Genomic DNA, 18,686 nt, shown 5'->3' with positions numbered 1-18,686 from the left:
GACGTGGTCACCTTGAACTCGATGATCAGGCGATCGCAGGTGCGGAACGCGGCCACCGCGGCAGCGGTGCTGGCACTGCTCGCCGCCGGGACGCAGCAGGCGCTCGCCGCGCCCGCCATCGACGACCAGGGTTTCGTGGACTCCTGGGCCAGTTGCGCCTCGCCGAGCACCGCGGTTGCCTTCGGTAGTACCGCGACGTCCCGCGTGGCGGTCTGCAAGTCGTCCGACGGTCAATATCAATACCGCGGGGTGCGGGTCCGCGACGGCGCCAAGCTCGCGGTCGACGCGGAGCCGTCCGGAAACAACGGGTTCGTCGCCGAGGGAGACGGCGTCTCCTACACGGTGACACCGTCGGCGCTGCTGGTGAGCGTGGGCGAGAAGGTCATCCGCGACGAGCCGTGGCAGACCTACAGCGGGCCCGAGGCGCCGGCGAGCGCAGCGCCCACGGCGGAGTCGTCGTCGGAGCCGTCGACCCCGCTGCCGCCGCCGCTACCCGCGGAGCAGGGCCACGGCTGATCAGTGGTCGGCCTTCTTCTTGCCGAACGGCAGGACGTGGACGATGGTCGCCACGATCGCGCCGATCACCAGGCCGAGGACCGCGGAGATGCCGGTGTTGACGAGCCACGGGACGACACCGCCGGCACTTCCGATCGCATGTGCGACCGCTTCCTCGGCGTGGTGCACCAGGTCGTAGGGCGCAGTGAAGCCGGCTTTGTCGCTCTGCGCGATGAGGATGTGACCACCCACCCACAGCATCGCCACGGTGCCGACGATCGACAGCGTCGACAGCACCTTGGGCATCGCCGCCACCAGACCCCGGCCGACCTTCTGCGCGACCGTCGACGAGCGCTGAGCCAGCGCCAGTCCCGCATCGTCCATCTTGACGATCAGCGCGACAACGCCGTACACCGCGGCCGTGATGATGAGGGCGACGACGATGAGGCTGCCGAGGCGAAGCCAGAACGTCTGATCGGCGACCTCGTCGAGTGCGATCACCATGATCTCGGCGGACAGGATGAAGTCGGTGCGGATGGCACCCGAGGTCATCGTCTTCTCGACGTCTTCGCCCTCGACGGCGGCGGGTGCGGCGTGGGCATCGGAGCCGCTGATCCAGCCCCAGACCTTCTCGGCGCCCTCGAAACACAGGAACGTCGCGCCGGCCATGAGCAGATAGGGCAGCGCCCACGGCGCGAACACGCTGAGCAGCAGCGCGACGGGCAGGATGAACACCAGCTTGTTGCGCAGCGACCCGATCGCGATGCGCTTGATCATCGGGAGTTCACGGGACGCGGCGATGCCGTGGACGTACTGCGGTGTCACTGCCGTGTCGTCGATGACGACCCCGGCGGCCTTCGCGGTGGCCTTGCCCGCTGCCGCGCCGACGTCGTCGATCGACGCCGCGGCCAGTCGCGCCAGCGCGGCGACGTCATCCAGAAGTCCGAACAGACCTGCGCTCATCGCGTCCCCGCCATGACTCCGAAGGCTACCCGCCGAGGGTGGACCCGGCGCGGCGCGTTCTGTGAAGTAGCCCCACCCTATTAAGGAATGCTGAAGATCTTGCGCGACGATTAGAATCGCTCACCATGCACAACGGCCGGTTGGGTGCGGATCAACTCGCGGCGTTCGCCGCGGTGATCGAGCACGGCAGCTTCGACGCGGCCGCCGACCGGCTGCACGTCACCCCGTCGGCGGTGAGCCAGCGGATCAAAGCACTCGAGCAGCGCGTCGGGCAGGTCCTCGTCGTCCGCGAGAAGCCCTGCAAGCCAACGGCGGCGGGCATCCCGCTGCTGCGACTGGCCGCGCAGACGGCCCTGTTGGAATCCGAGGCGCTGGCCGAAACCGCGGGTGACGGTACAGGCGAACGGACGCGCATCGCTCTCGCGGTGAACGCCGACTCCGTTGCGACGTGGTTCACCGCCGTCCTCGGCACGCTGCCCGACGCGCTGTACGACGTGCGGATCGAGGACCAGGACCACTCCGCCCGACTGCTCCGCGAGGGCACGGTGATGGGTGCGGTGACCACCGAGCGCGCACCGGTGGCGGGCTGCCGGGTGCACCCCCTCGGCGTGATGCGCTACATCCCCGTCGCCAGCCCCGCCTACGCCGAGCAGCAACTGGCCGACGTGTTCACCGTCGACACCGTCGCCAGCGCGCCGTCGCTCGCCTGGAATCGCGACGACGCCCTACAGGACATGTTGGTGCGCAAAGCCTTTCGGCGCACTGTGCCACGGCCGGTGCACTACGTGCCGACGGCGGAGGGCTTCGCCGCGGCGGTGCGCGCGGGCCTGGGCTGGGGGATGTACCCCGAACAGGTCGCCGAGCGCGCGATCGCCGACGGCGCGTTCGTCCGGGTATCCGACGTGCACCTCGACGTCCCGCTGTTCTGGCAGTGCTGGAAGATCGACAGCGCGCTCGTCGCCGAGGTCACGGCTGCGGTGGAAGCGGCGGCCGCCGCGAAGCTACGCCATTAGGCCGCGTCGTGGAACACCAGGCCGAGGGTGAACCGCTCGCCGGTCCGCACCGTCGACACCCCGTGCCGCACCGGGGCCGCCGACCAGCCGCGTGCCGAGCGCACCGGACGCTCGCGCGTGGTGAAGACGTAGCCGTGGCCCTGCGGTATCGACTGAGCCGTCCCGCGTGACTGGGCGCGCGGCCGCTGTTCGACGAGAAGGAACTCCCCGCCGGTGTGATCGACGCCCGGCGCGCTCAGGTTGACGACGACCTGTAGCGGAAAGATCAAGTCGCCGTACAGGTCCCGATGCAGCGCGTTCCAGTCGCCGCTGACGTAGCGCAGCAGGATGGCCGTCGACTTCGGCTGCCCGGCCGCGTGGCAGATGTCCAGCCAGTCGGCGAGGTCGTCCGGCCACGGCGCCGGGCGGCCGAGCCGGGTCCACCAGTCCCGCGCGATCGGCAGCAGCCGCGGGTAGAGCGCCTGCTTGAGGTGCCGCACCGCGTCGGGGTACGGATGAGCGAAGTAGCGGTACTCGCCCGACCCGAAGCGGTACCGCGCCATGTCGATCGTGCTGCGGAAACCGGGGCCGTCGTACAGTCCGCGCAGGGCGGCGGCCTCGGCGGGCGTGACGAGCTCCGGTAGCAGGGCGCCACCGTGCTCGTCGATCTCGGCCGTGACGGCCGCCCAGTCGGCGGTCGCGACGCGCTGCGCCCAGCGGTCGCTCATGCGGCCCGCTCCAGGCTCAGCAGCGTCGACTTGGCCGCTTCCCCGCCCACGTAGCCGCCGAGGCTGCCGTCGCTTCGCAACACCCGGTGGCACGGGACGACGACCGGCAGCGGGTTGGTTGCGCAGGCGGTGCCGACGGCGCGAACGGCGTTCGGGTTGCCGACGCTCTCGGCGACGTCGCGGTAGGACGCCGTGTGCCCGTAGGCGATGCGGGGCAGGTAGTGCTGCACCGTCCTCCGGAATCCCGCCGACAGCGCGAAGTCCAGTGGCACGTCGAACTCGCGGCGGGTGCCCGCGAAGTACTCGTCGAGCTGTCGGGTGACCGCGTCCAGACGTCCGGGTGCGGACAGGATGCGCGGGCTCACCTTCGCGGCGACGACGTCGAGCACGCGGTCGAAGTCCTCGCGCTCGTAGGCCACGCGGACGAGGCCGGCGCCGGTGGTCGCGAGCAGCAGGGTGCCGACGGGCGAGTCGACGGTGCGGTAGGCGACGTCGAGCAGGCCGTCCGACGCGGCGCGGTCGACGAGGGCGGAGTGCAGTGCGTTCAGGTATGCGTCCCCGATGGGGAACAGGTCGGTGTCGGTCACGGTGTGCTCTCTTCTCCTTCGGCCGCTGCGCGGTAGGACCTGCGCAGCGACTTGATGCCGTCGGCGGCGGCACGGCGTACGGATGTCGCGTTGCCGCCGATCAGTTCTGCGGTCTCGGCGTGCGGGAGTCCGCCGAGGTAGTGGTAGGCGATGGCCAGGCGCTGCCGCTCGGGCAGTTCGGCCACCGCGCGCCAGACGTCGCCGTCGCCGGAGGCCCGCGGGGCGGGCCGGTCGGGTACGTCGGCGGCGGGCACGGCGCGACGGGCGCGGGCGCGGGTCACGTCGAGGGACTTGCGTTGCGCGACCCGGACCAGCCAGGCCTCGACGTTGGCGTCGTCGGCGAGGTCGGGCCAGTGCCGGAGCGCCGCCAGGAAGGTGTCCGACCAGGCGTCGTCGGCGTCCGGCCCGGCACCCAGCACGGTCCTGCACACTCGCAGCACGGTGGCGCCGTGGTCGTGGATCGCCCGCTCGAACGGAATCTTCGCTGTCATCGCATCGGCGTCAGGATAGGCGCGCGTGTTGCGCGGCGTGCGTCGTTCATACACGGTAGACGCTCGCCGGGCCGCAAACGTGAGGTCGTTAGTCTTGCGCCGTGAGCGACAACCCGTTCGACCTGCACGGCCACGTCGCCGTGGTGACCGGTGGTGGTTCCGGTATCGGCCTCGGATTGGCCGGTGGGCTGGCGCGGGCGGGCGCCGCGGTGGCGATCATCGGCCGGTCGGCCGAGCGCCTCGCATCTGCACAGGAGACGCTGCTGTCCTTCGGCAACCCCGTGTTGAGCGTCGCGGCCGACGTCGCCGACGAGGCCGCGGTCGGGGCGGCGATGCAGCGGGTCCGCGACGAGTTGGGCGGCCTGGACTCGTGTTTCGCGAACGCGGGGGTGGCCGGCTACTACTCGCCGCTGCTCGACACCTCGCTGGACGACTTCCGTGCGGTGACGGCGATCAACCTCGACGGCGCGTTCGTCACGTTGCGGGAGGCGGCTCGTCAGATGGTCGACGTCGGTCGCGGCGGCAGCCTGATCGCCGTGTCGAGCATGGGCGCGCACCAGGGGATGCCCCGCCAGCACGCGTACGCCGCGGCCAAGGCGGGCGTCGTCGCACTGGTGAACAGCCTCGCGGTCGAACTCGCCCGGTTCGGTATCCGGGCCAACGCCATCGAACCCGGCTGGGTGTCGACGGAGATGATCGACGCGCTGCTCGCCTCCGACCGTTTCGCCGAACGCGTGCTGCCGCGAGTTCCGCTGCGGCGCTGGGGAACCGCAGAAGACCTCGCCGGCGTCGCGGTGTACCTGGCCAGTTCGGCGAGCAGCTATCAGACCGGCGACGTTTTGCTCATCGACGGCGGCTACGGCAAGTTCTAGCCATGACCTGGTCGCAGAATCTCTGGAGCGGCATCGAGCCGATCTTCGCCGCCACCCTGGAGCACCCGTTCGTCCGCGGGCTCACCGACGGCTCGCTCGACTCGGAGGTGTTCGGGCACTACGTCGCTCAGGACGTGTACTACCTGCGCGAGTACGCGCGGGCGCTCGCCGTCGTCGGAGCCAAAGCGCCAACCCTCGCCGACACCGCGGTGTTCACTCGGCACGCGGCCGACGTCTTCGACGTGGAACTGGGGTTGCACACCACGCTGCTGCCCGAACTGGGCCTCGATCCCGCGCTCCTAGCGCAGATCCCCGTCGCGCCCACCACGCGGGCCTACACCAGCTACCTGATCGCCACGGTGTACAGCGGCACGTTCGCCGATGGCCTGGCAGCGGTGCTGCCCTGCTACTGGATCTACGCGCGGGTCGGAGAGGCCCTGCTGGCCCGCGGTTCCACCGATGCGCGCTACCAGAAGTGGATCGACACCTACGGGGGCGAGGAGTTCGCCGACACGGTCGCCGAGGTGGTGGCGCTGACGGATCGGGTGGGTCCGACGCTGACCCAAGCGGACGAATCCGCAGCTCGAGAGCACTTCACGACCACGTCGCGCTACGAGTGGATGTTCTTCGACGCCGCGTACCGGCGAGAGGCGTGGCCGGTCTGAAAATAGCTGGTTTCACCGGTCTGCACGGGGGGTAACTCCCGGCCAGCGCTGGAGACGACGGCGCACGATGACCCGTCCTCACGAGGTGTGCAACATGCTCGAATACATCTGTCCCCGGTGCGGCACGTTCGATCTGGAGAGCTCGGCGTGCGCGTCGTGCGAACTCCCGGCCGATCAGACTCCTCGCGAGTCGGTGGTTCTGTGAGGCTGCACCCCCTCGATCTCGCGCTGGCATCCACCCGGATGTACTCGTCGCTGCCCGTGATCGGTAAGCATCTCGAACCCTTCGCGGGTCTGACGGCGATGGCGCTGTACGGCGGCCACTACGCCGGCCCCGCGGCCAAGGCCGCGATCAGCAGGCACTTCGGCGAGTCCGTCGCCGGTGTGATCGACAACGAGGACGTCGACCGCATCCCGCCGTTCCTGCGGGCCAGCGGTCAGCGCCGAAAGAACCTGTACCGCAAGTCCGTTCAGTACGGTGATCATCCGGCGCAGCAACTCGACGTCTGGCGCCGGAAGGATCTGCCCGGTGGCCCCGCTCCCGTCCTGCTGTTCGTGCCGGGTGGCGCCTGGGTGCAGGGCACCCGAGTGCTGCAGGGGCACACGCTGCTGTCCCACCTGGTCGAGAAGGGCTGGGTGTGCCTGACCATGGACTACCGGGTCTCCCCGGTGCACCGCTGGCCGCGGCACATCGCCGACGTCAACGCGGCCATCGCCTGGGCGCGATCCAACGTCGACAAGTTCGGTGGCGACCGGAACTTCGTTGCGATCGCCGGGTGCTCGGCAGGCGGTCACCTCGCGGCGTTGGCCGCCCTGACGCCGGGTGATCCCGCCTTCCGAGGCGAGCTGACGGAGAGCGCCGACACCTCGGTGGACGCGGTCGTCGGCATCTACGGACGCTACGACTGGCAGGACCGCTCGACCCCCACTCGGCGGAGCTTCACCGGGTTCCTCGAGCGAGTTGTCGTGGGGCGCAAGCAGAACCGTCATCCCGAGATCTACGAGGCCGCGTCGCCCATCATGCGCATTCACGACCAGGCGCCGCCGTTCCTGCTGATCCACGGCGACCACGACAGCATCATCCCCGTCGACGAGGCGCGGCAGTTTCGGGACGCGCTGCGCGCTCGCGGCAACGGTCGAGTCGACTACGTCGAACTGCCGAAGGCGGGGCACGCCTTCGACCTCGTCGACTCGTCGCACGCTCGCCGGTGCGCGGTGGAGAGCACGCGGTTCCTCGAGTCGACCTACCGGGAGTACGTGCACCGGGGGGCCTGCGCCGTCGTCGCGGCTGTCTAGTCGCGGTTCGGTGGCATCCTGGGTTCGTGGGTCTCGTCTTCCGATTGGCCGAGCTGTTGCTCCTGCTGGTGCCGTTGGCCGGTGCCATATGGGCGGCGTCCGCCGCGCTGCGGCGGGGTAAGCGGTCGCCCGACACCGAGGTGGCGGCGCCCGACGTCGCGCCTCGCGATGTGGACGGCACGCACGCGCAGGCCGGGCTGTGGCGCAGCATCACCAGGACCGTTCAGCAACACGACCACACGGACACCCGCTGGCTGGGCTACGAATTGGATGCGGCCAAGCTCCTCGACTTCCCGCTGATGACCGATGTCGGCAACGAGATGGTGATGCGCTTCCACAAGGCGAAGCTGCGAGCGGACGTGCTGCGACCGGAGCGGGCGGAGGACCTGCTCGACGACCGCGAATCGGCCAACGCGTACCTGGCCGCCGTCGAGGACTACGTGACGGCGTTCAACGCGGCCGAGTCCGAGGCGCTGCGGGTGCGCAGAAGCGACTTCTCCCAAGACGCGCAGCAGCGGATCGCGCGGGCGCAGAGTCTGCTGCGGGTCGCGGGTGACTCCACCGCCACGCCGCCGGAGCGGATGCAGGCCTACGAGCTCGCGGGCAGGGAACTCGCCGGCCTCATCGTGCTGCCGGAGCCGACGCGGCTCGGTCTCGAACGCGGCATCGCGGGCGAACTCGGCGGTTAGCCACCGACGAGCGCTTGCGCGAGGAGCCGACTAACCGGTGACGTGCTTGTCCGCGATCGTCAATGCCGCGTCGAGCATCTGCAGGCCCTCGTTGACCTCGGCGTCGCTGACGTTGCACGGGGGCACCGCGTGGATGCGGTTGAAGTTGGCGAACGGCAGCAGACCGTTGGCCTTACACGCCGCGAGCACCTCGGCCATGGCGGGGCTGGATCCGCCGTAGGGGGCCAGCGGCTCGCGCGTCTGCTGGTTGGCCACTAACTCGATCGCCCAGAACACGCCGAGCCCGCGTACCTCGCCCACCGACGGGTGCTGCGCGGCCAGCTTGTGCAGGCCGGGCCCAAGGACGTCGTCACCGATGCGGGCGGCGTTGTCCACCATGCCCTCGTCCGCCATGGCGGTGATGGTGGCGACGGCCGCGGCGCAGGCCAGCGGGTGCCCCGAGTAGGTGAGTCCGCCGGGGTAGGCGCGCTCGGCGAACGTCTGGTAGATCGCGTCGCTGATGGCGACACCGCCGAGCGGCACGTAGCCGGAGGTGACACCCTTGGCGAAGGTCAGCAGGTCGGGGATGACGTCGAAATGCTCGATGGCGAACCACTTTCCGGTGCGCCCGAAGCCCGCCATCACCTCGTCGGCGATCATCACGATGCCGTACTTGTCGCAGATCGCGCGGACACCCGCCATGTATCCGGGCGGGGCGACCATGATGCCCGCGGTGCCGGGCACGGACTCGAGGATGATCGCCGCGAACGAGGACGGGCCCTCGTGCTGGATCAGCCGCTCGAGGTACTCCAGCGCGCGCTCGGATTCCTGCTGCTCGTCCTCCGCGTAGAACGACGAGCGGTACAGGAAGGGACCGTTGAAGTGCACGACGCCCGCGCTGGCGTAGTCGTTCGGGTAGCGGCGGGGGTCACCGGTGAGGTTGATCGCGGTGTCGGTGCCGCCGTGGTACGAGCGGTAGCGCGACAGCACCTTGTAGCGGCCGGTGTGAAGGCGGGCCATCCGGACCGCGTGCTCGACGGCGTCGGCGCCGCCGTTGGTGAAGAACACGTGGTTCAGATCGCCGGGCGTGCGCTCGGCGATCAGGTGCGCGGCCTCCGAACGGGCGGCGTTGACGTGCTGCGGCGCGATCGTGCAGAGTTTGGCCGCTTGTTCGGCAATGGCCGCAACGACTTTCGGGTGCTGGTGGCCGATGTTCGTGAACACCAGCTGCCCGGAGAAGTCGAGCAGCTTGTTGCCGTCGCCGTCCCACACGTAGGAGCCCTCGGCGGCCAGGACCGTCATCGGCTTGAGGGCGGCCTGGGCCGACCACGAGTGGAAGACGTGCTGCCGGTCGAGCTCGTAGGCGCGCTTACCCTCGGCGATCGCGGACTCGACGTCCTGGCCGTTGGGCAGGGTCTTGGTCTCGGATGAAGCAGTCATGCCATGACCGTATCCCCGGTGGCGGCGCGGAGCTAGCGAGGGTCGTCGGCTCGCAGCATCAGACCTTCCAACCGCTCGCGCGCGTCCTGTGGAATCTCGGTCGGGCCGTGGTCATCCAGCACCACCAGCACGGTGTCGCACAGGCTCACGCACGCGTCGTCGAGGAAGAGCGCGGTGGCCACCACGTACGACGTTCGGCCGATACGGCCGACACCGCCCGCGGTCTGGATCGTCGCGGGCCAGTGCGCTTCGCGCAGGAAGTGCACGACGTGGTTCGCCGCCACCAGTCGGTACCGCCGCGTCGCGTTCTCGTAGACGCCGGGAAAGGCGCCGCGGTTGAGCGTCGCGCGGGTGTTCTCGTGCATCGCCTCGAGGGCGATGTTGTTGAGATGCCCGTTGGAGTCCATGTCGGCGTAGCGGGCCTCGAGCGGATTGCACACCGGATACGTGGTGAACTCCAGGCGCGCCGGATGCGGACGCGGAACCGAACTGACGAGACTCATCGGCCCAACTTAGACAGTGCGCGCGTGCGGTTGCGCGGGCCACGGCACCGGGCGCGGTCGCTGCCTGACGATCTGCGGCCACCAGAACCACCTGCCCAGCAGCGCGGCGATCGACGGCATCATCAGCGACCGCACCACCAGGGTGTCGAACAGCAGGCCGAGGCCGATCGTCGTGCCGACCTGCCCGATCACCGTCAAATCGCTGACGGCCATCGACATCATCGTGAACGCGAACACCAGACCGGCTGACGTGACCACCGAACCGGTGCCGCCCATCGAGCGGATGATGCCGGTGTTGAGGCCGGCGTGGATCTCCTCCTTGAACCGCGCCACCAGCAGCAGGTTGTAGTCGGCGCCGACCGCCAGCAGGATGATGACCGACATCGGCAGCACCATCCAGTGCAGGTCGATACCGAGCAGGTGCTGCCAGATGAGCACCGAAAGGCCCAGCGACGCACCGAGAGACAGCACGACGGTGGCGACGATCACCGCCGACGCGACGACGGCGCGGGTGATGATCAGCATGATGATGAAGATCAGCGCCAGCGCGGCGACGGCCGCGATCATCAGGTCGTACGTCGAGCCGTCGGCCATGTCCTTGAACGTCGCCGCGGTGCCCGCGAGGTAGATCGTCGACCCCTCCAGCGGCGTGCCCTTGACCGCCTCCTTGGCAGCCTGCTTGATGGCGTCGATATGCGAAATGCCCTCGGGCGTCAGCGGATCGCCCTCGTGCGACACGATGAACCGCACCGACTTGCCGTCCGGCGAGATGAAGTTCTTCATGCCGCGCTTGAAGTCCGGGTTGTCGAACGTCTCCGGCGGCAGGTAGAAGGAGTCGTCGTTGCGAGCGTTGTCGAACGCCTCGCCCATTGCCGACGAGTTCTCCGACGCGGCGGCCTGCTGATCCTGCTGGCCCTTCTGCGTCTGATACTGCGTCAGCATCATCGTCTTCATCGACTTCATGGTCGCGATCTGCGACGGCATCAGCGCAACCAGTTGCGGCAGCAGCGCGTCGAGCTTCTCCAGCTCGGGCACCAGCTGCTGGATGTCGTCGGTCAGGGTGTTGATGCCGTCGAGCGTGTCGAACACCGAACGCAGCGCCCAGCAGCCGGGGATGTCGTAGCAGTGCGGTTCCCAGTAGAAGTAGTTGCGGATGGGCCGGAAGAAGTCGTCGAAATTCGCGATGTTGTCCCGGACTTCGGCGATGTCGACCGTCATCGCCTTGGTCTTGGCGACCATCTCGTGGGTGACTGCGGCCATCTGCTCGGTGAGCGCCGACATCTTCGTCAGCGAGTCGATAGTGCTCTGCATCTCGTCGGCCTGCTTGAGCATGTTGGCCATCATGTCCTGGTTGTACTTCTGGTTCATGATCTGCGTCGTGCTCTGCATCGACAGCTGGAACGGGATCGTGGTGTGCTCGATCGGCTTGCCCTCGGGCCGCGTGATGGTCTGCACCTCGCTGATCCCCGGCACCGCCATGACGGCCTTGGCGATCTTGTTGATGACGAGGAAGTCCGCCGAGTTCCGCAGATCGTGGTCGGTCTCGATCATCAGTAGTTCGGGGTTCATCCGCGCGGGGGAGAAGTGCCTGTCGGCGGCCGCGAAGCCCTGGTTCGCGGACACGTCGGAGGGCAGGTAGAGCCGGTCGTTGTAGCTGTTCTTGTAGCCGGGCAGGGTCAGCAGGCCGACGAGCGACAACGCGATGGTGGCGATCAGAATCGGACCGGGCCAGCGGGTCACGGCCGCGCCGACCCTGCGCCAGCCGCGCTTCTTCATCGCGCGCTTCGGCTCCAGGATCTTCCCGAACCGGCTCGCCACGGAGATGACGGCAGGCCCCAGTGTCAGGGCGGCCAGAACGCAGACCACCATGCCGATGGCGAGCGGCACGCCGAGGGTCTGGAAGTACGGGAGGTTGGTGAACGACAGGCAGAACGTCGCACCGGCGATCGTCAGGCCGGAGCCGAGGATGACGTGTGCGGTGCCCTCGAACATGTCGTAGTACGCCGCCTCGCGATCCTCGCCCGCACCCCGCGCTTCGTGATAGCGGCCGATGAGGAAGATCGCGTAATCCGTTGCGGCGGCGATGGCCAACGTGACGAGCAGGTTGGTGGCGAACGTGGAGAGGCCGATTATCTCGTGGAATCCGAGGAAGGCCACGACGCCTCGCGCCGCGGCCAGCTCGAGCACCACCATCACCAGGGTGATGAGCACGGTGACGATCGATCGGTAGACCAGCAGCAGCATCACGATGATGACGGTGAAGGTGACGGCCTCGATCAGTCGCATGCTGCTGTCGCCGGCGGTCATCTGGTCGGCGGCCAACGCTGCTGCACCCGTCACGTACGCGGTCACGCCTGGCGGCGCCTGCACGCTATGCACGATCTGGTTGACGGCCTCAACGGACTCGTTGGCCAGCGACTCACCCTGGTTACCGCGGAGGTACACCTGGACGTAGGCGGCCTTGCCGTCGGCGCTCTGCGAGCCCGATGCGGTGAGCGGGTCGCTCCAGAAGTCCTGGATGTGTTCGACGTGCTGGGTGTCGGCCTCCAGCTTGTCGATCAGCTGGTCGTAATAGGCGTGCGCCTCGGGGCCGAGGGGCTTGTCGCCTTCGAGGACGATCATCGCGGCGCTGTTGGAGGTGAACTCCTGGAAGTTCTCGCCGATGCGCTTCATCGCGATCATCGACGACGCCTGGTCGGGCGTCATCGACACCGAGCGCAGCTTGCCGACTTCCTCGAGCTGCGGCACCACGACGTTCAGCACCGCGATGACGAGTACCCAGCCGATGATGATCGGTACGGCCAGAGTGCGGATCATGCGGGGGATGAACGGATGCGCAGAGTGCCTCGCGGGCGGGATCACGTCGGTGGCCGGGTCACCTTTGCTTAGCACACGTATATAGTAGGGCTAATCGTTATACGTGCAAGTCGCACCCCATTCGGCCGGAATCGGGCGTGATGTGCGTTACACACCTTGAAGGACAACGGTTTACGTCACATCGTGAGACGCATGAGGTCCCGGTCGCACGATGTGTGCGGCCGGCCCCCGCACGTCGATCATCGTCGATGCATAGTGCCGTGATGTATTTTGCGTCCGTGGCCCTGGATGACGACGTCGAGGCGATACACGACGCGTTCGCGCAGACGACGATGCTGATGACCCGCTACCTGTTCGATCGCGCCCAGCTGAGTCCGACCGCGTCGGCGGTGCTCTACCGGCTGCACGCTGAGGGGCCGGTCCGGCTTACCGTGCTCGCCGCTCTGGTCGACATCAGCCAACCGTCGATGACCCAGCTGGTGCAGCGTCTGGAGCGTCGTGGCCTCGTCGAGCGGTCGGTCGACCCCGCCGATCGGCGGGCCGCGCTCGTGACGATCACCGACGGCGGCCGCGAGCTGGTGCTCGAGCAGGAGAACGCCGTCCGCGCTCGGCTGCGGGACGCGGTCGAGGGGCTCTCGGTGCAGGAGCGCGACGGCCTACGGCTCGCCGCGCACGTCGTGCTGCCGATCGTCACCGGGCTGGTCGACGCGGAGGCCTGCCGCTAGCTCAGCCCGCCACGTCCAGTTCGCGAGCGATGACGTCGAGTGCGCACGCGGTTCGAAACGCCTCGGTCGGCTCGACGGCGGCAGCGGGCAGCGCGGCGGCGAGCAGCGCCTGGAACTTGAACGCGAGCGCGGCCCCGCTGAGGCGGTGCGTGACGGACCGTACGGCGCCGAGGTCCGCGGCCGTTCCCCACAGGAGGACCTCGGTGGTCTTCGTCGCGAGCGCCGCGTCGACCTCCGACCGGATGGAGCGGTCGGTCGTGTACAGCGCTGCGGAGGTCAGCAGCGCGGTGCGCAGGTCCCGCTCGGGTGCGCCGTCCTCGATGTCCGCGCCGAGCACGCGCAGCGGCCGCATGTCCGCGCCCGCGGGCACCCGAATCGTCACCCGCCAGCCCTGTCGGACCCGATCGCAGATCAGCCCGCCCGCCGACTCGACGACGTCGTGCGCGTCGGCCCGAGCACCGCCAGGTACGGGCGCAGCACAGCGGGTCTGTCCGTCACGGTACTGAATATACAACGGTAAGCCATACGAAAACGGCGCCGGAACCGGCGGTGCCGTTGAGGCGTTGCACGGCCATGACCGTTCTCGACTCGCCGCTCCCTCGATTCCACCTCGCCGTGCCGGTCGACGACCTGGCCGCGGCCATCCGGTTCTACGGCGACGTACTGGGCCTCGACCGCGGACGCAGCGCCGACACGTGGGTCGACTGGAACCTGCACGGCCACCAGTTCGTCACGCATCTGGCGCCGGAGCGAACGCGGTCGGTGCACAACCCCGTCGACGGGCACGACGTCCCGGTTCCGCACTTCGGGCTGATCCTGACCGTCGACCGGTTCCACGAACTGGCCGGCCGGCTACGCACCGCCGGGGTGGAGTTCGTCATCGAACCGTATGTGCGCTTCGAGGGCGAGACCGGCGAGCAGTGGACCATGTTCCTGCGCGACCCGGCGGGAAACGCGTTGGAGTTCAAAGCCTTCGCCGACGATTCGCAGGTGTTCGCGTCATGAGTGGTCGCATCGTGATCGCCGGCGGCCACGGCAAGATCGCCCTGCTGCTAGAGCGTCTGCTCGCTGACCGCGGTAACGCCGTCACCGGACTCATCCGCAACCCCGAGCACACCGCCGACGTGCAAGGGGCGGGTGCCGACGCCGTCGTCCTCGATCTGGAGAGCGCCACCGTCGACGACGTCGCCGATCGACTGCACGGGGCCGACGCCGTGGTGTTCGCCGCCGGGGCGGGCCCCGGCAGCGGCGCCGCACGCAAGGACACCGTCGACCGCGCCGCGGCGGTACTGCTGGCCGACGCCGCGATCGCGGCGGGCGTGGTGCGCTACGTGATGGTGTCGGCGATGGGCGCCGATCGCCGTGCCGACGACGAGACCTCGGATCCGGTGTTCGCGGCGTACCTGCGGGCCAAGGCCGAGGCGGACGACTACGTGGTGAGTCGCGACGCGCTGCGCAGCACGATCGTGCGGCCGGGTCTGCTCACGGATGACGCGGGGACCGGCCTGGTTCGGATCGCCGAGCAGACCGGACGGGGGAGTATCCCGCGGGCCGATGTCGCGGCGGTGTTGGTTGCGGTACTGGACAGTCCCGGCACCGCGGGCCGCACCTTCGAGTTGATCGGCGGTGTAACCCCGGTGCGCGACGCCGTCGCGGCGCTGTCGGATTAAGCGGCCGCGGCCCTCTCGAGGGCCGGGCGGTGGGCGGTGAGCGGCTTGCGGCCCCGAAGGACCCGCATCAGCCAACGAACGTCGAGCAACATGATGTTCCTCTCTCAGGCGGTCTTGGCGAGCATGGGGAGCAGGCGGCGCCGGGCGGCGGTCGCATCCGCGAAGTGGTGCAGGGCGTCGGGCACCGAGTCGACGGTGTGGAAGTCGGCGGGGTTTCCGTAGTGGCGCATGGCGTCGAGTACCGCGGGGCTGGCGACGACGGCCCATTCGACACCCTCGTCGAAGCTGGCGTCGTCGATCGCGTACAGCAGCGCGATGGCGCTGTCGGAGAACTCCTCGACGTCACCCAGATCGAGCACGAAAGGCTTCTCGCACAACACATATCGGGTGGCGTACTCGGTGGCGCGGGCAACGTTGGTGTCGTCCAGCACTCCGCTGATCGACACCACGGTGGCGAGTTGTCGGCACAGTGCGCTCATCTGGGCGAGGTCGCATGCCTGTGCCGGATTCCCATATCGGAAGCCATGAACGTTGTCGGTCACGGTGCACTCCCTTCAGTCCGGTGGATTGGCTGCGACGGCAACGTCGCTTGCTTCTGTTACTGAAGGTATCCACGCAAGTTGGCCTACCCTTGAGTAGCGACTAATACTTCGCTAAGAACTATTTGTGGCAAATCTCTGGCAAAGGCTGCGCGCGCGTTTGACTCAGCGCTGCCACTGGGCGCCGGAGTAGTTCTCCCAGGGGCTGTAATCCGCGATCAGATCCTCCTGCGGGGGGCGCTGAGCCTCGGGGACGTGCTGGAGGTTGATCCGGATGCGATACCAGATCGAACTCGGCCCGCGCATCCCGTCGACGAGCACGTCGACCGGCTCCAATCGCTCGGCCACCGCCGGATGGCGGGCACGCCAGACGTCCAGCGCGGCCATCGCCTCGTCCTTGGTCTTGGTGCGGGCGATCTCGATCAGCGGCTTGGAACTCTCCCGGCGCCCGGTCCCGCTGGATTTTTCGGACGCCTTCACTCGCTTTTCTGATGGACCCAGCTCCTCGGCCCGCCCCAGCAATCCGTCCAAGCCACCGGGGGCGTCGTTCATGCCCGCCCACGGATCGCCGAGTTCGGCGTAGCGGGCGGGCACCGTCGCGACCGTGAACGCCTCGGGCCTGCAGCCGGCCACCTCGTCCCAGAAGAGCGGCGTGGAGACCCGCCCATCGAGGCGCGACCGCACCGAGTAGGCGGATGCGACGGTGCGGTCCTTCGCGTTCTGGTTGAAATCGACGAAGACGCCCTCGCGCTCCTCTTTCCACCACTTGGCCGTGGCGAGGTCGGGGGCCCGCAGCTCGACCTCACGGGCGATCGTCTCGGCCGCGAGCCGCACCTGTCGGTACGGCCAGTTCGGGTGGATGCGCGCGTAGATGTGGAAGCCGCGGGATCCGGACGTCTTCGGCCACGCGGTCAGCCCGTAGTCGGCGAGCACGTCCCTCGCGACCAGTGCCACGTCGACGATCTGCTGCCATTCGACGCCGGGCATCGGATCGAGGTCGACGCGCAGCTCGTCGGGATGCTCGAGGTCCTCGGCCTGCACCGGGTGCGGATTGAGGTCGACGCAGCCGAGGTTCACCGCCCATACCAGCCCCGCCGCTTCGCGCAGCACCGCTTCCTTGGCCGACGTCCCCGAGCGGTACTTCAGCTCGGCGACCTCGATCCACTCGGGCCGCTTCTCGGGTGCGCGCTTCTGGAAGATCGCCTCCTCCGCGATGCCCTTGACGAAGCGTTTGAGGATCATCGGCCTGCCCGTGACCCCGCGCAGCGCGCCGTCGGCGACGGCGAGGTAGTAGTCGATGAGGTCGCCCTTGGTGACGCCGGCGTCCGGGAACACGATCTTGTCCGGGTTGGTGACCTTCAGCGTTCTACCGCCCACCTCCATGGACAGCGCGGTCGCCATGACGCCATGTTAGTTGTGACCACTCACAGCTGTCGGCTCCTCGCGCGAGCGCTCGTCGGTGAACCGGGCCGAGACTCGACACCGGTCACATAGGGTGGGCGACATGGTGAACGTCTCAGACCTGCTGCCCGCGAAGGTCCTGCAATACGCGGACCGCGGTGCCGCCGAACTGCACTACGCCCGCAAGATGTTCGAAGCGGGCGCGTTCAAGCTGGAACCTCCGCAGAACCTGCTCGTGATGGCTGATGCCATCCGCAAGTGGGGCGAGTTCGGCATGATCCCGGCGCTCAACGCACGCCGGACGCCGCATCGCACGGCCGTCATCGACGACGACGGCGAGATCACGTTCAAGGAGCTCAACGACGCCATCAACGCGGCCGCCAACGGGCTGCTGGCGCTGGGGGTCCGAAACGGTGACGGCGTCGCCCTGCTGATTCGCAACCACCGCTGGTTCCTGATCGCGTTCTACGCGGCGGCCCGGACCGGCGCCCGCATCATCCTGCTCAACAGCGAGTTCTCCGGCCCGCAGATCAAGGAGGTGTCCGAACGCGAGGGCGCCAAGCTGATCATCCACGACGACGAGTACTCCGCCGCCGTGTCGGCCTCCGACCCGCCGCTCGGCAAGCTGCGGGCGCTGCCGACCAACCCCGACAAGGACGGCCCGTCGGAGAGCACCGACGAGACGCTCGCGGACCTGGTCAAGCGCAGCAGAACCGATCCGCCGCCGAAGAGCGACAAGCACGCGAAGATCATCATCCTGACGAGCGGCACGACGGGCACCCCCAAGGGCGCCAACCGCAGCACCCCGCCGTCGCTGGCGCCCATCGGCGGCGTGCTGTCGCACGTGCCCTTCAAGGCGGGCGAGGTGACGTCGCTGCCCGCGCCGATGTTCCACGCGCTCGGCCTGCTGCACGCGACCATCGCGATGATGCTCGGGTCGACACTCGTCCTGCGCCGTCGCTTCAAGCCGGCACACGTGCTCGAGGACATCGAGAAGCACAGCGTCACAGCGCTCGTGGTGGTGCCGGTGATGCTGTCGCGCATCCTCGACGAGCTGGAGAAGACCAGTCCGAAGCCGAACCTGTCGAGCCTGCGCATCGTCTTCGTGTCCGGGTCGCAGCTCGGCGGTGAGCTCGCCACGCGGGCGATGAAGGACCTCGGTCCCGTCGTCTACAACCTGTACGGGTCGACGGAGATCGCGTTCGCCACGATCGCGCGCCCGCAGGACCTCTCGAAGAACCCGGCCACCGTCGGCCCCGTCGTCAAGGGCGTCAAGGTGCGCCTCTTCGACGACAACGGCAAGGAGGTCCCGCAGGGGGAGGTCGGCCGCATCTTCGTCGGCAACACCTTCCCGTTCGAGGGCTACACCGGCGGCGGCCACAAGGCGATCATCGACGGGCTGATGTCGTCGGGAGACGTCGGCTACTTCGACGAGCACGGTCTGCTCTACGTCAGCGGCCGCGACGACGAGATGATCGTGTGCGGCGGCGAGAACGTCTTCCCCGCCGAGGTCGAGGACCTCATCAGCGGTCATCCCGAGGTCATCGAGGCGACGGCGCTCGGCGTCGAGGACAAGGAGTGGGGCCACCGGCTGCGCGCCTTCGTCGTCAAGGCCGACGGCGCGACCGTCGACGAGGACACCATCAAGTCCTACGTCAAGGACAACCTCGCCAGGTACAAGGTGCCGCGTGAGGTCATCTTCATCGACGAACTGCCGCGTAACCCCACCGGCAAGATCCTCAAGCGCGAGCTCGCCAAGCACGAGGTCGACGGCCAGACGGCCGAGGTGAAGGGCGAGAAGGTCGAGCCCGACGAGAAGGCCGAGTCGGAATAG

Annotated in this window: 20 protein-coding genes; 10 read left to right on the top strand and 10 right to left on the bottom strand. The window is 68.5% G+C overall.

Annotation, left to right across the window (positions count from 1 at the left end; all coding sequences use genetic code 11):
* The first annotated feature begins 21 nt into the window (after positions 1–21).
* Positions 22–516: a hypothetical protein gene (locus tag NM203_RS08795; RefSeq protein ID WP_255059458.1), complete on the top strand. Its 495-nt coding sequence runs from the start codon at positions 22–24 to the stop codon at positions 514–516.
* Here the strand turns inward: NM203_RS08795 and NM203_RS08790 are convergent, their stop codons facing one another.
* Positions 517–1,458: a DUF808 domain-containing protein gene (locus NM203_RS08790; protein ID WP_255059457.1), complete on the bottom strand. Its 942-nt coding sequence runs from the start codon at positions 1,456–1,458 to the stop codon at positions 517–519. It lies immediately after the preceding gene.
* A gap of 125 nt (positions 1,459–1,583) precedes the next feature.
* On the opposite strand from NM203_RS08790, the gene NM203_RS08785 reads away from it, so the two are divergent.
* Entirely contained in the window at positions 1,584–2,471 is an 888-nt protein-coding gene (locus tag NM203_RS08785; RefSeq protein WP_255059455.1) for a LysR family transcriptional regulator ArgP, read from the top strand.
* On the opposite strand, the gene NM203_RS08780 is transcribed toward NM203_RS08785, so the two are convergent.
* The 3 genes from NM203_RS08780 to NM203_RS08770 are packed head-to-tail and all read right to left on the bottom strand — an operon-like array spanning position 2,468 to position 4,256.
* A complete protein-coding gene (locus NM203_RS08780; RefSeq protein WP_255059454.1) occupies positions 2,468–3,178 on the bottom strand; it encodes a 2OG-Fe(II) oxygenase in 711 nt (236 codons plus the stop codon). The genes NM203_RS08785 and NM203_RS08780 overlap by 4 nt on opposite strands.
* The gene (locus NM203_RS08775; RefSeq protein ID WP_408633317.1) at positions 3,175–3,765 is read right to left on the bottom strand and encodes a methylated-DNA--[protein]-cysteine S-methyltransferase; all 591 of its coding nucleotides are present in this window, start codon (positions 3,763–3,765) and stop codon (positions 3,175–3,177) included. Before NM203_RS08775 ends, NM203_RS08780 begins: the two co-directional genes overlap by 4 nt.
* The gene (locus tag NM203_RS08770; protein ID WP_255059453.1) at positions 3,762–4,256 is read right to left on the bottom strand and encodes an RNA polymerase sigma factor; all 495 of its coding nucleotides are present in this window, start codon (positions 4,254–4,256) and stop codon (positions 3,762–3,764) included. The genes NM203_RS08775 and NM203_RS08770 overlap by 4 nt, the downstream gene beginning before the upstream one ends.
* 101 nt (positions 4,257–4,357) lie before the next feature.
* Between NM203_RS08770 and NM203_RS08765 the strand changes: the two genes are divergently transcribed.
* The 4 genes from NM203_RS08765 to NM203_RS08750 all read left to right on the top strand — a co-directional run bounded on the left by NM203_RS08765 (position 4,358) and on the right by NM203_RS08750 (position 7,778).
* Positions 4,358–5,128, top strand: a complete 771-nt coding sequence (locus tag NM203_RS08765; RefSeq protein ID WP_255059452.1) for an SDR family NAD(P)-dependent oxidoreductase — start codon at positions 4,358–4,360, stop codon at positions 5,126–5,128.
* 2 nt (positions 5,129–5,130) lie between these two features.
* Entirely contained in the window at positions 5,131–5,793 is a 663-nt protein-coding gene (gene tenA, locus NM203_RS08760) for a thiaminase II (RefSeq protein ID WP_255059450.1), read from the top strand.
* 243 nt (positions 5,794–6,036) lie between these two features.
* The gene (locus tag NM203_RS08755) at positions 6,037–7,089 is read left to right on the top strand and encodes an alpha/beta hydrolase (protein ID WP_303624380.1); all 1,053 of its coding nucleotides are present in this window, start codon (positions 6,037–6,039) and stop codon (positions 7,087–7,089) included.
* 26 nt (positions 7,090–7,115) lie between these two features.
* On the top strand, positions 7,116–7,778 hold the full coding sequence (locus NM203_RS08750) for a hypothetical protein (RefSeq protein WP_255059449.1): 663 nt from the start codon (positions 7,116–7,118) through the stop codon (positions 7,776–7,778).
* A 30-nt stretch (positions 7,779–7,808) separates the two neighbouring features.
* On the opposite strand, the gene NM203_RS08745 is transcribed toward NM203_RS08750, so the two are convergent.
* Genes NM203_RS08745 through NM203_RS08735 form a run of 3 tightly spaced genes read right to left on the bottom strand, consistent with a single transcriptional unit; the run spans position 7,809 to position 12,592 of the window.
* Positions 7,809–9,197: an aspartate aminotransferase family protein gene (locus tag NM203_RS08745; RefSeq protein WP_255059448.1), complete on the bottom strand. Its 1,389-nt coding sequence runs from the start codon at positions 9,195–9,197 to the stop codon at positions 7,809–7,811.
* Between the two features lie 32 nt (positions 9,198–9,229).
* Complete coding sequence (locus NM203_RS08740) at positions 9,230–9,700, bottom strand: acyl-CoA thioesterase (RefSeq protein ID WP_255059447.1); 471 nt, start codon at positions 9,698–9,700, stop codon at positions 9,230–9,232.
* Between the two features lie 9 nt (positions 9,701–9,709).
* The gene (locus tag NM203_RS08735) at positions 9,710–12,592 is read right to left on the bottom strand and encodes an MMPL/RND family transporter (RefSeq protein ID WP_408633316.1); all 2,883 of its coding nucleotides are present in this window, start codon (positions 12,590–12,592) and stop codon (positions 9,710–9,712) included.
* Positions 12,593–12,795: 203 nt separating this feature from the next.
* Between NM203_RS08735 and NM203_RS08730 the strand changes: the two genes are divergently transcribed.
* Positions 12,796–13,242 (top strand): MarR family winged helix-turn-helix transcriptional regulator, encoded by a 447-nt coding sequence (locus NM203_RS08730; protein WP_255059446.1) that lies wholly within the window; start codon positions 12,796–12,798, stop codon positions 13,240–13,242.
* Position 13,243: 1 nt separating this feature from the next.
* Here NM203_RS08730 and NM203_RS08725 read toward each other — a convergent pair whose 3' ends face one another.
* On the bottom strand, positions 13,244–13,756 hold the full coding sequence (locus tag NM203_RS08725) for a hypothetical protein (protein ID WP_255059445.1): 513 nt from the start codon (positions 13,754–13,756) through the stop codon (positions 13,244–13,246).
* Between the two features lie 59 nt (positions 13,757–13,815).
* On the opposite strand from NM203_RS08725, the gene NM203_RS08720 reads away from it, so the two are divergent.
* Together NM203_RS08720 and NM203_RS08715 are read left to right on the top strand one after the other, a co-directional pair.
* Positions 13,816–14,247, top strand: a complete 432-nt coding sequence (locus NM203_RS08720) for a VOC family protein (RefSeq protein WP_255059443.1) — start codon at positions 13,816–13,818, stop codon at positions 14,245–14,247.
* Positions 14,244–14,912 (top strand): NAD(P)H-binding protein, encoded by a 669-nt coding sequence (locus NM203_RS08715; protein WP_255059442.1) that lies wholly within the window; start codon positions 14,244–14,246, stop codon positions 14,910–14,912. The genes NM203_RS08720 and NM203_RS08715 overlap by 4 nt, the downstream gene beginning before the upstream one ends.
* Before the next feature lie 104 nt (positions 14,913–15,016).
* Here the strand turns inward: NM203_RS08715 and NM203_RS08710 are convergent, their stop codons facing one another.
* Together NM203_RS08710 and ligD are read right to left on the bottom strand one after the other, a co-directional pair.
* Positions 15,017–15,454 (bottom strand): STAS domain-containing protein, encoded by a 438-nt coding sequence (locus NM203_RS08710; RefSeq protein ID WP_255059441.1) that lies wholly within the window; start codon positions 15,452–15,454, stop codon positions 15,017–15,019.
* Positions 15,455–15,616: 162 nt separating this feature from the next.
* Positions 15,617–16,852 carry a non-homologous end-joining DNA ligase gene (gene ligD, locus NM203_RS08705; protein ID WP_255059440.1) on the bottom strand — a complete coding sequence of 412 codons (1,236 nt, stop codon included), beginning with the start codon at positions 16,850–16,852 and terminating at the stop codon, positions 15,617–15,619.
* A gap of 103 nt (positions 16,853–16,955) precedes the next feature.
* Between ligD and fadD2 the strand changes: the two genes are divergently transcribed.
* Positions 16,956–18,686, top strand: a complete 1,731-nt coding sequence (gene fadD2 / locus NM203_RS08700) for a long-chain-fatty-acid--CoA ligase FadD2 (RefSeq protein ID WP_255059439.1) — start codon at positions 16,956–16,958, stop codon at positions 18,684–18,686.

The sequence above is a fragment of the Mycolicibacterium arenosum genome (assembly GCF_024320865.1).
Classification (GTDB): Bacteria; Actinomycetota; Actinomycetes; order Mycobacteriales; family Mycobacteriaceae; genus Mycobacterium; species Mycobacterium arenosum.
The sequence above is the reverse complement of the archived record's forward strand: the minus strand, read 5'-3'. Positions and strand labels throughout refer to the sequence as shown.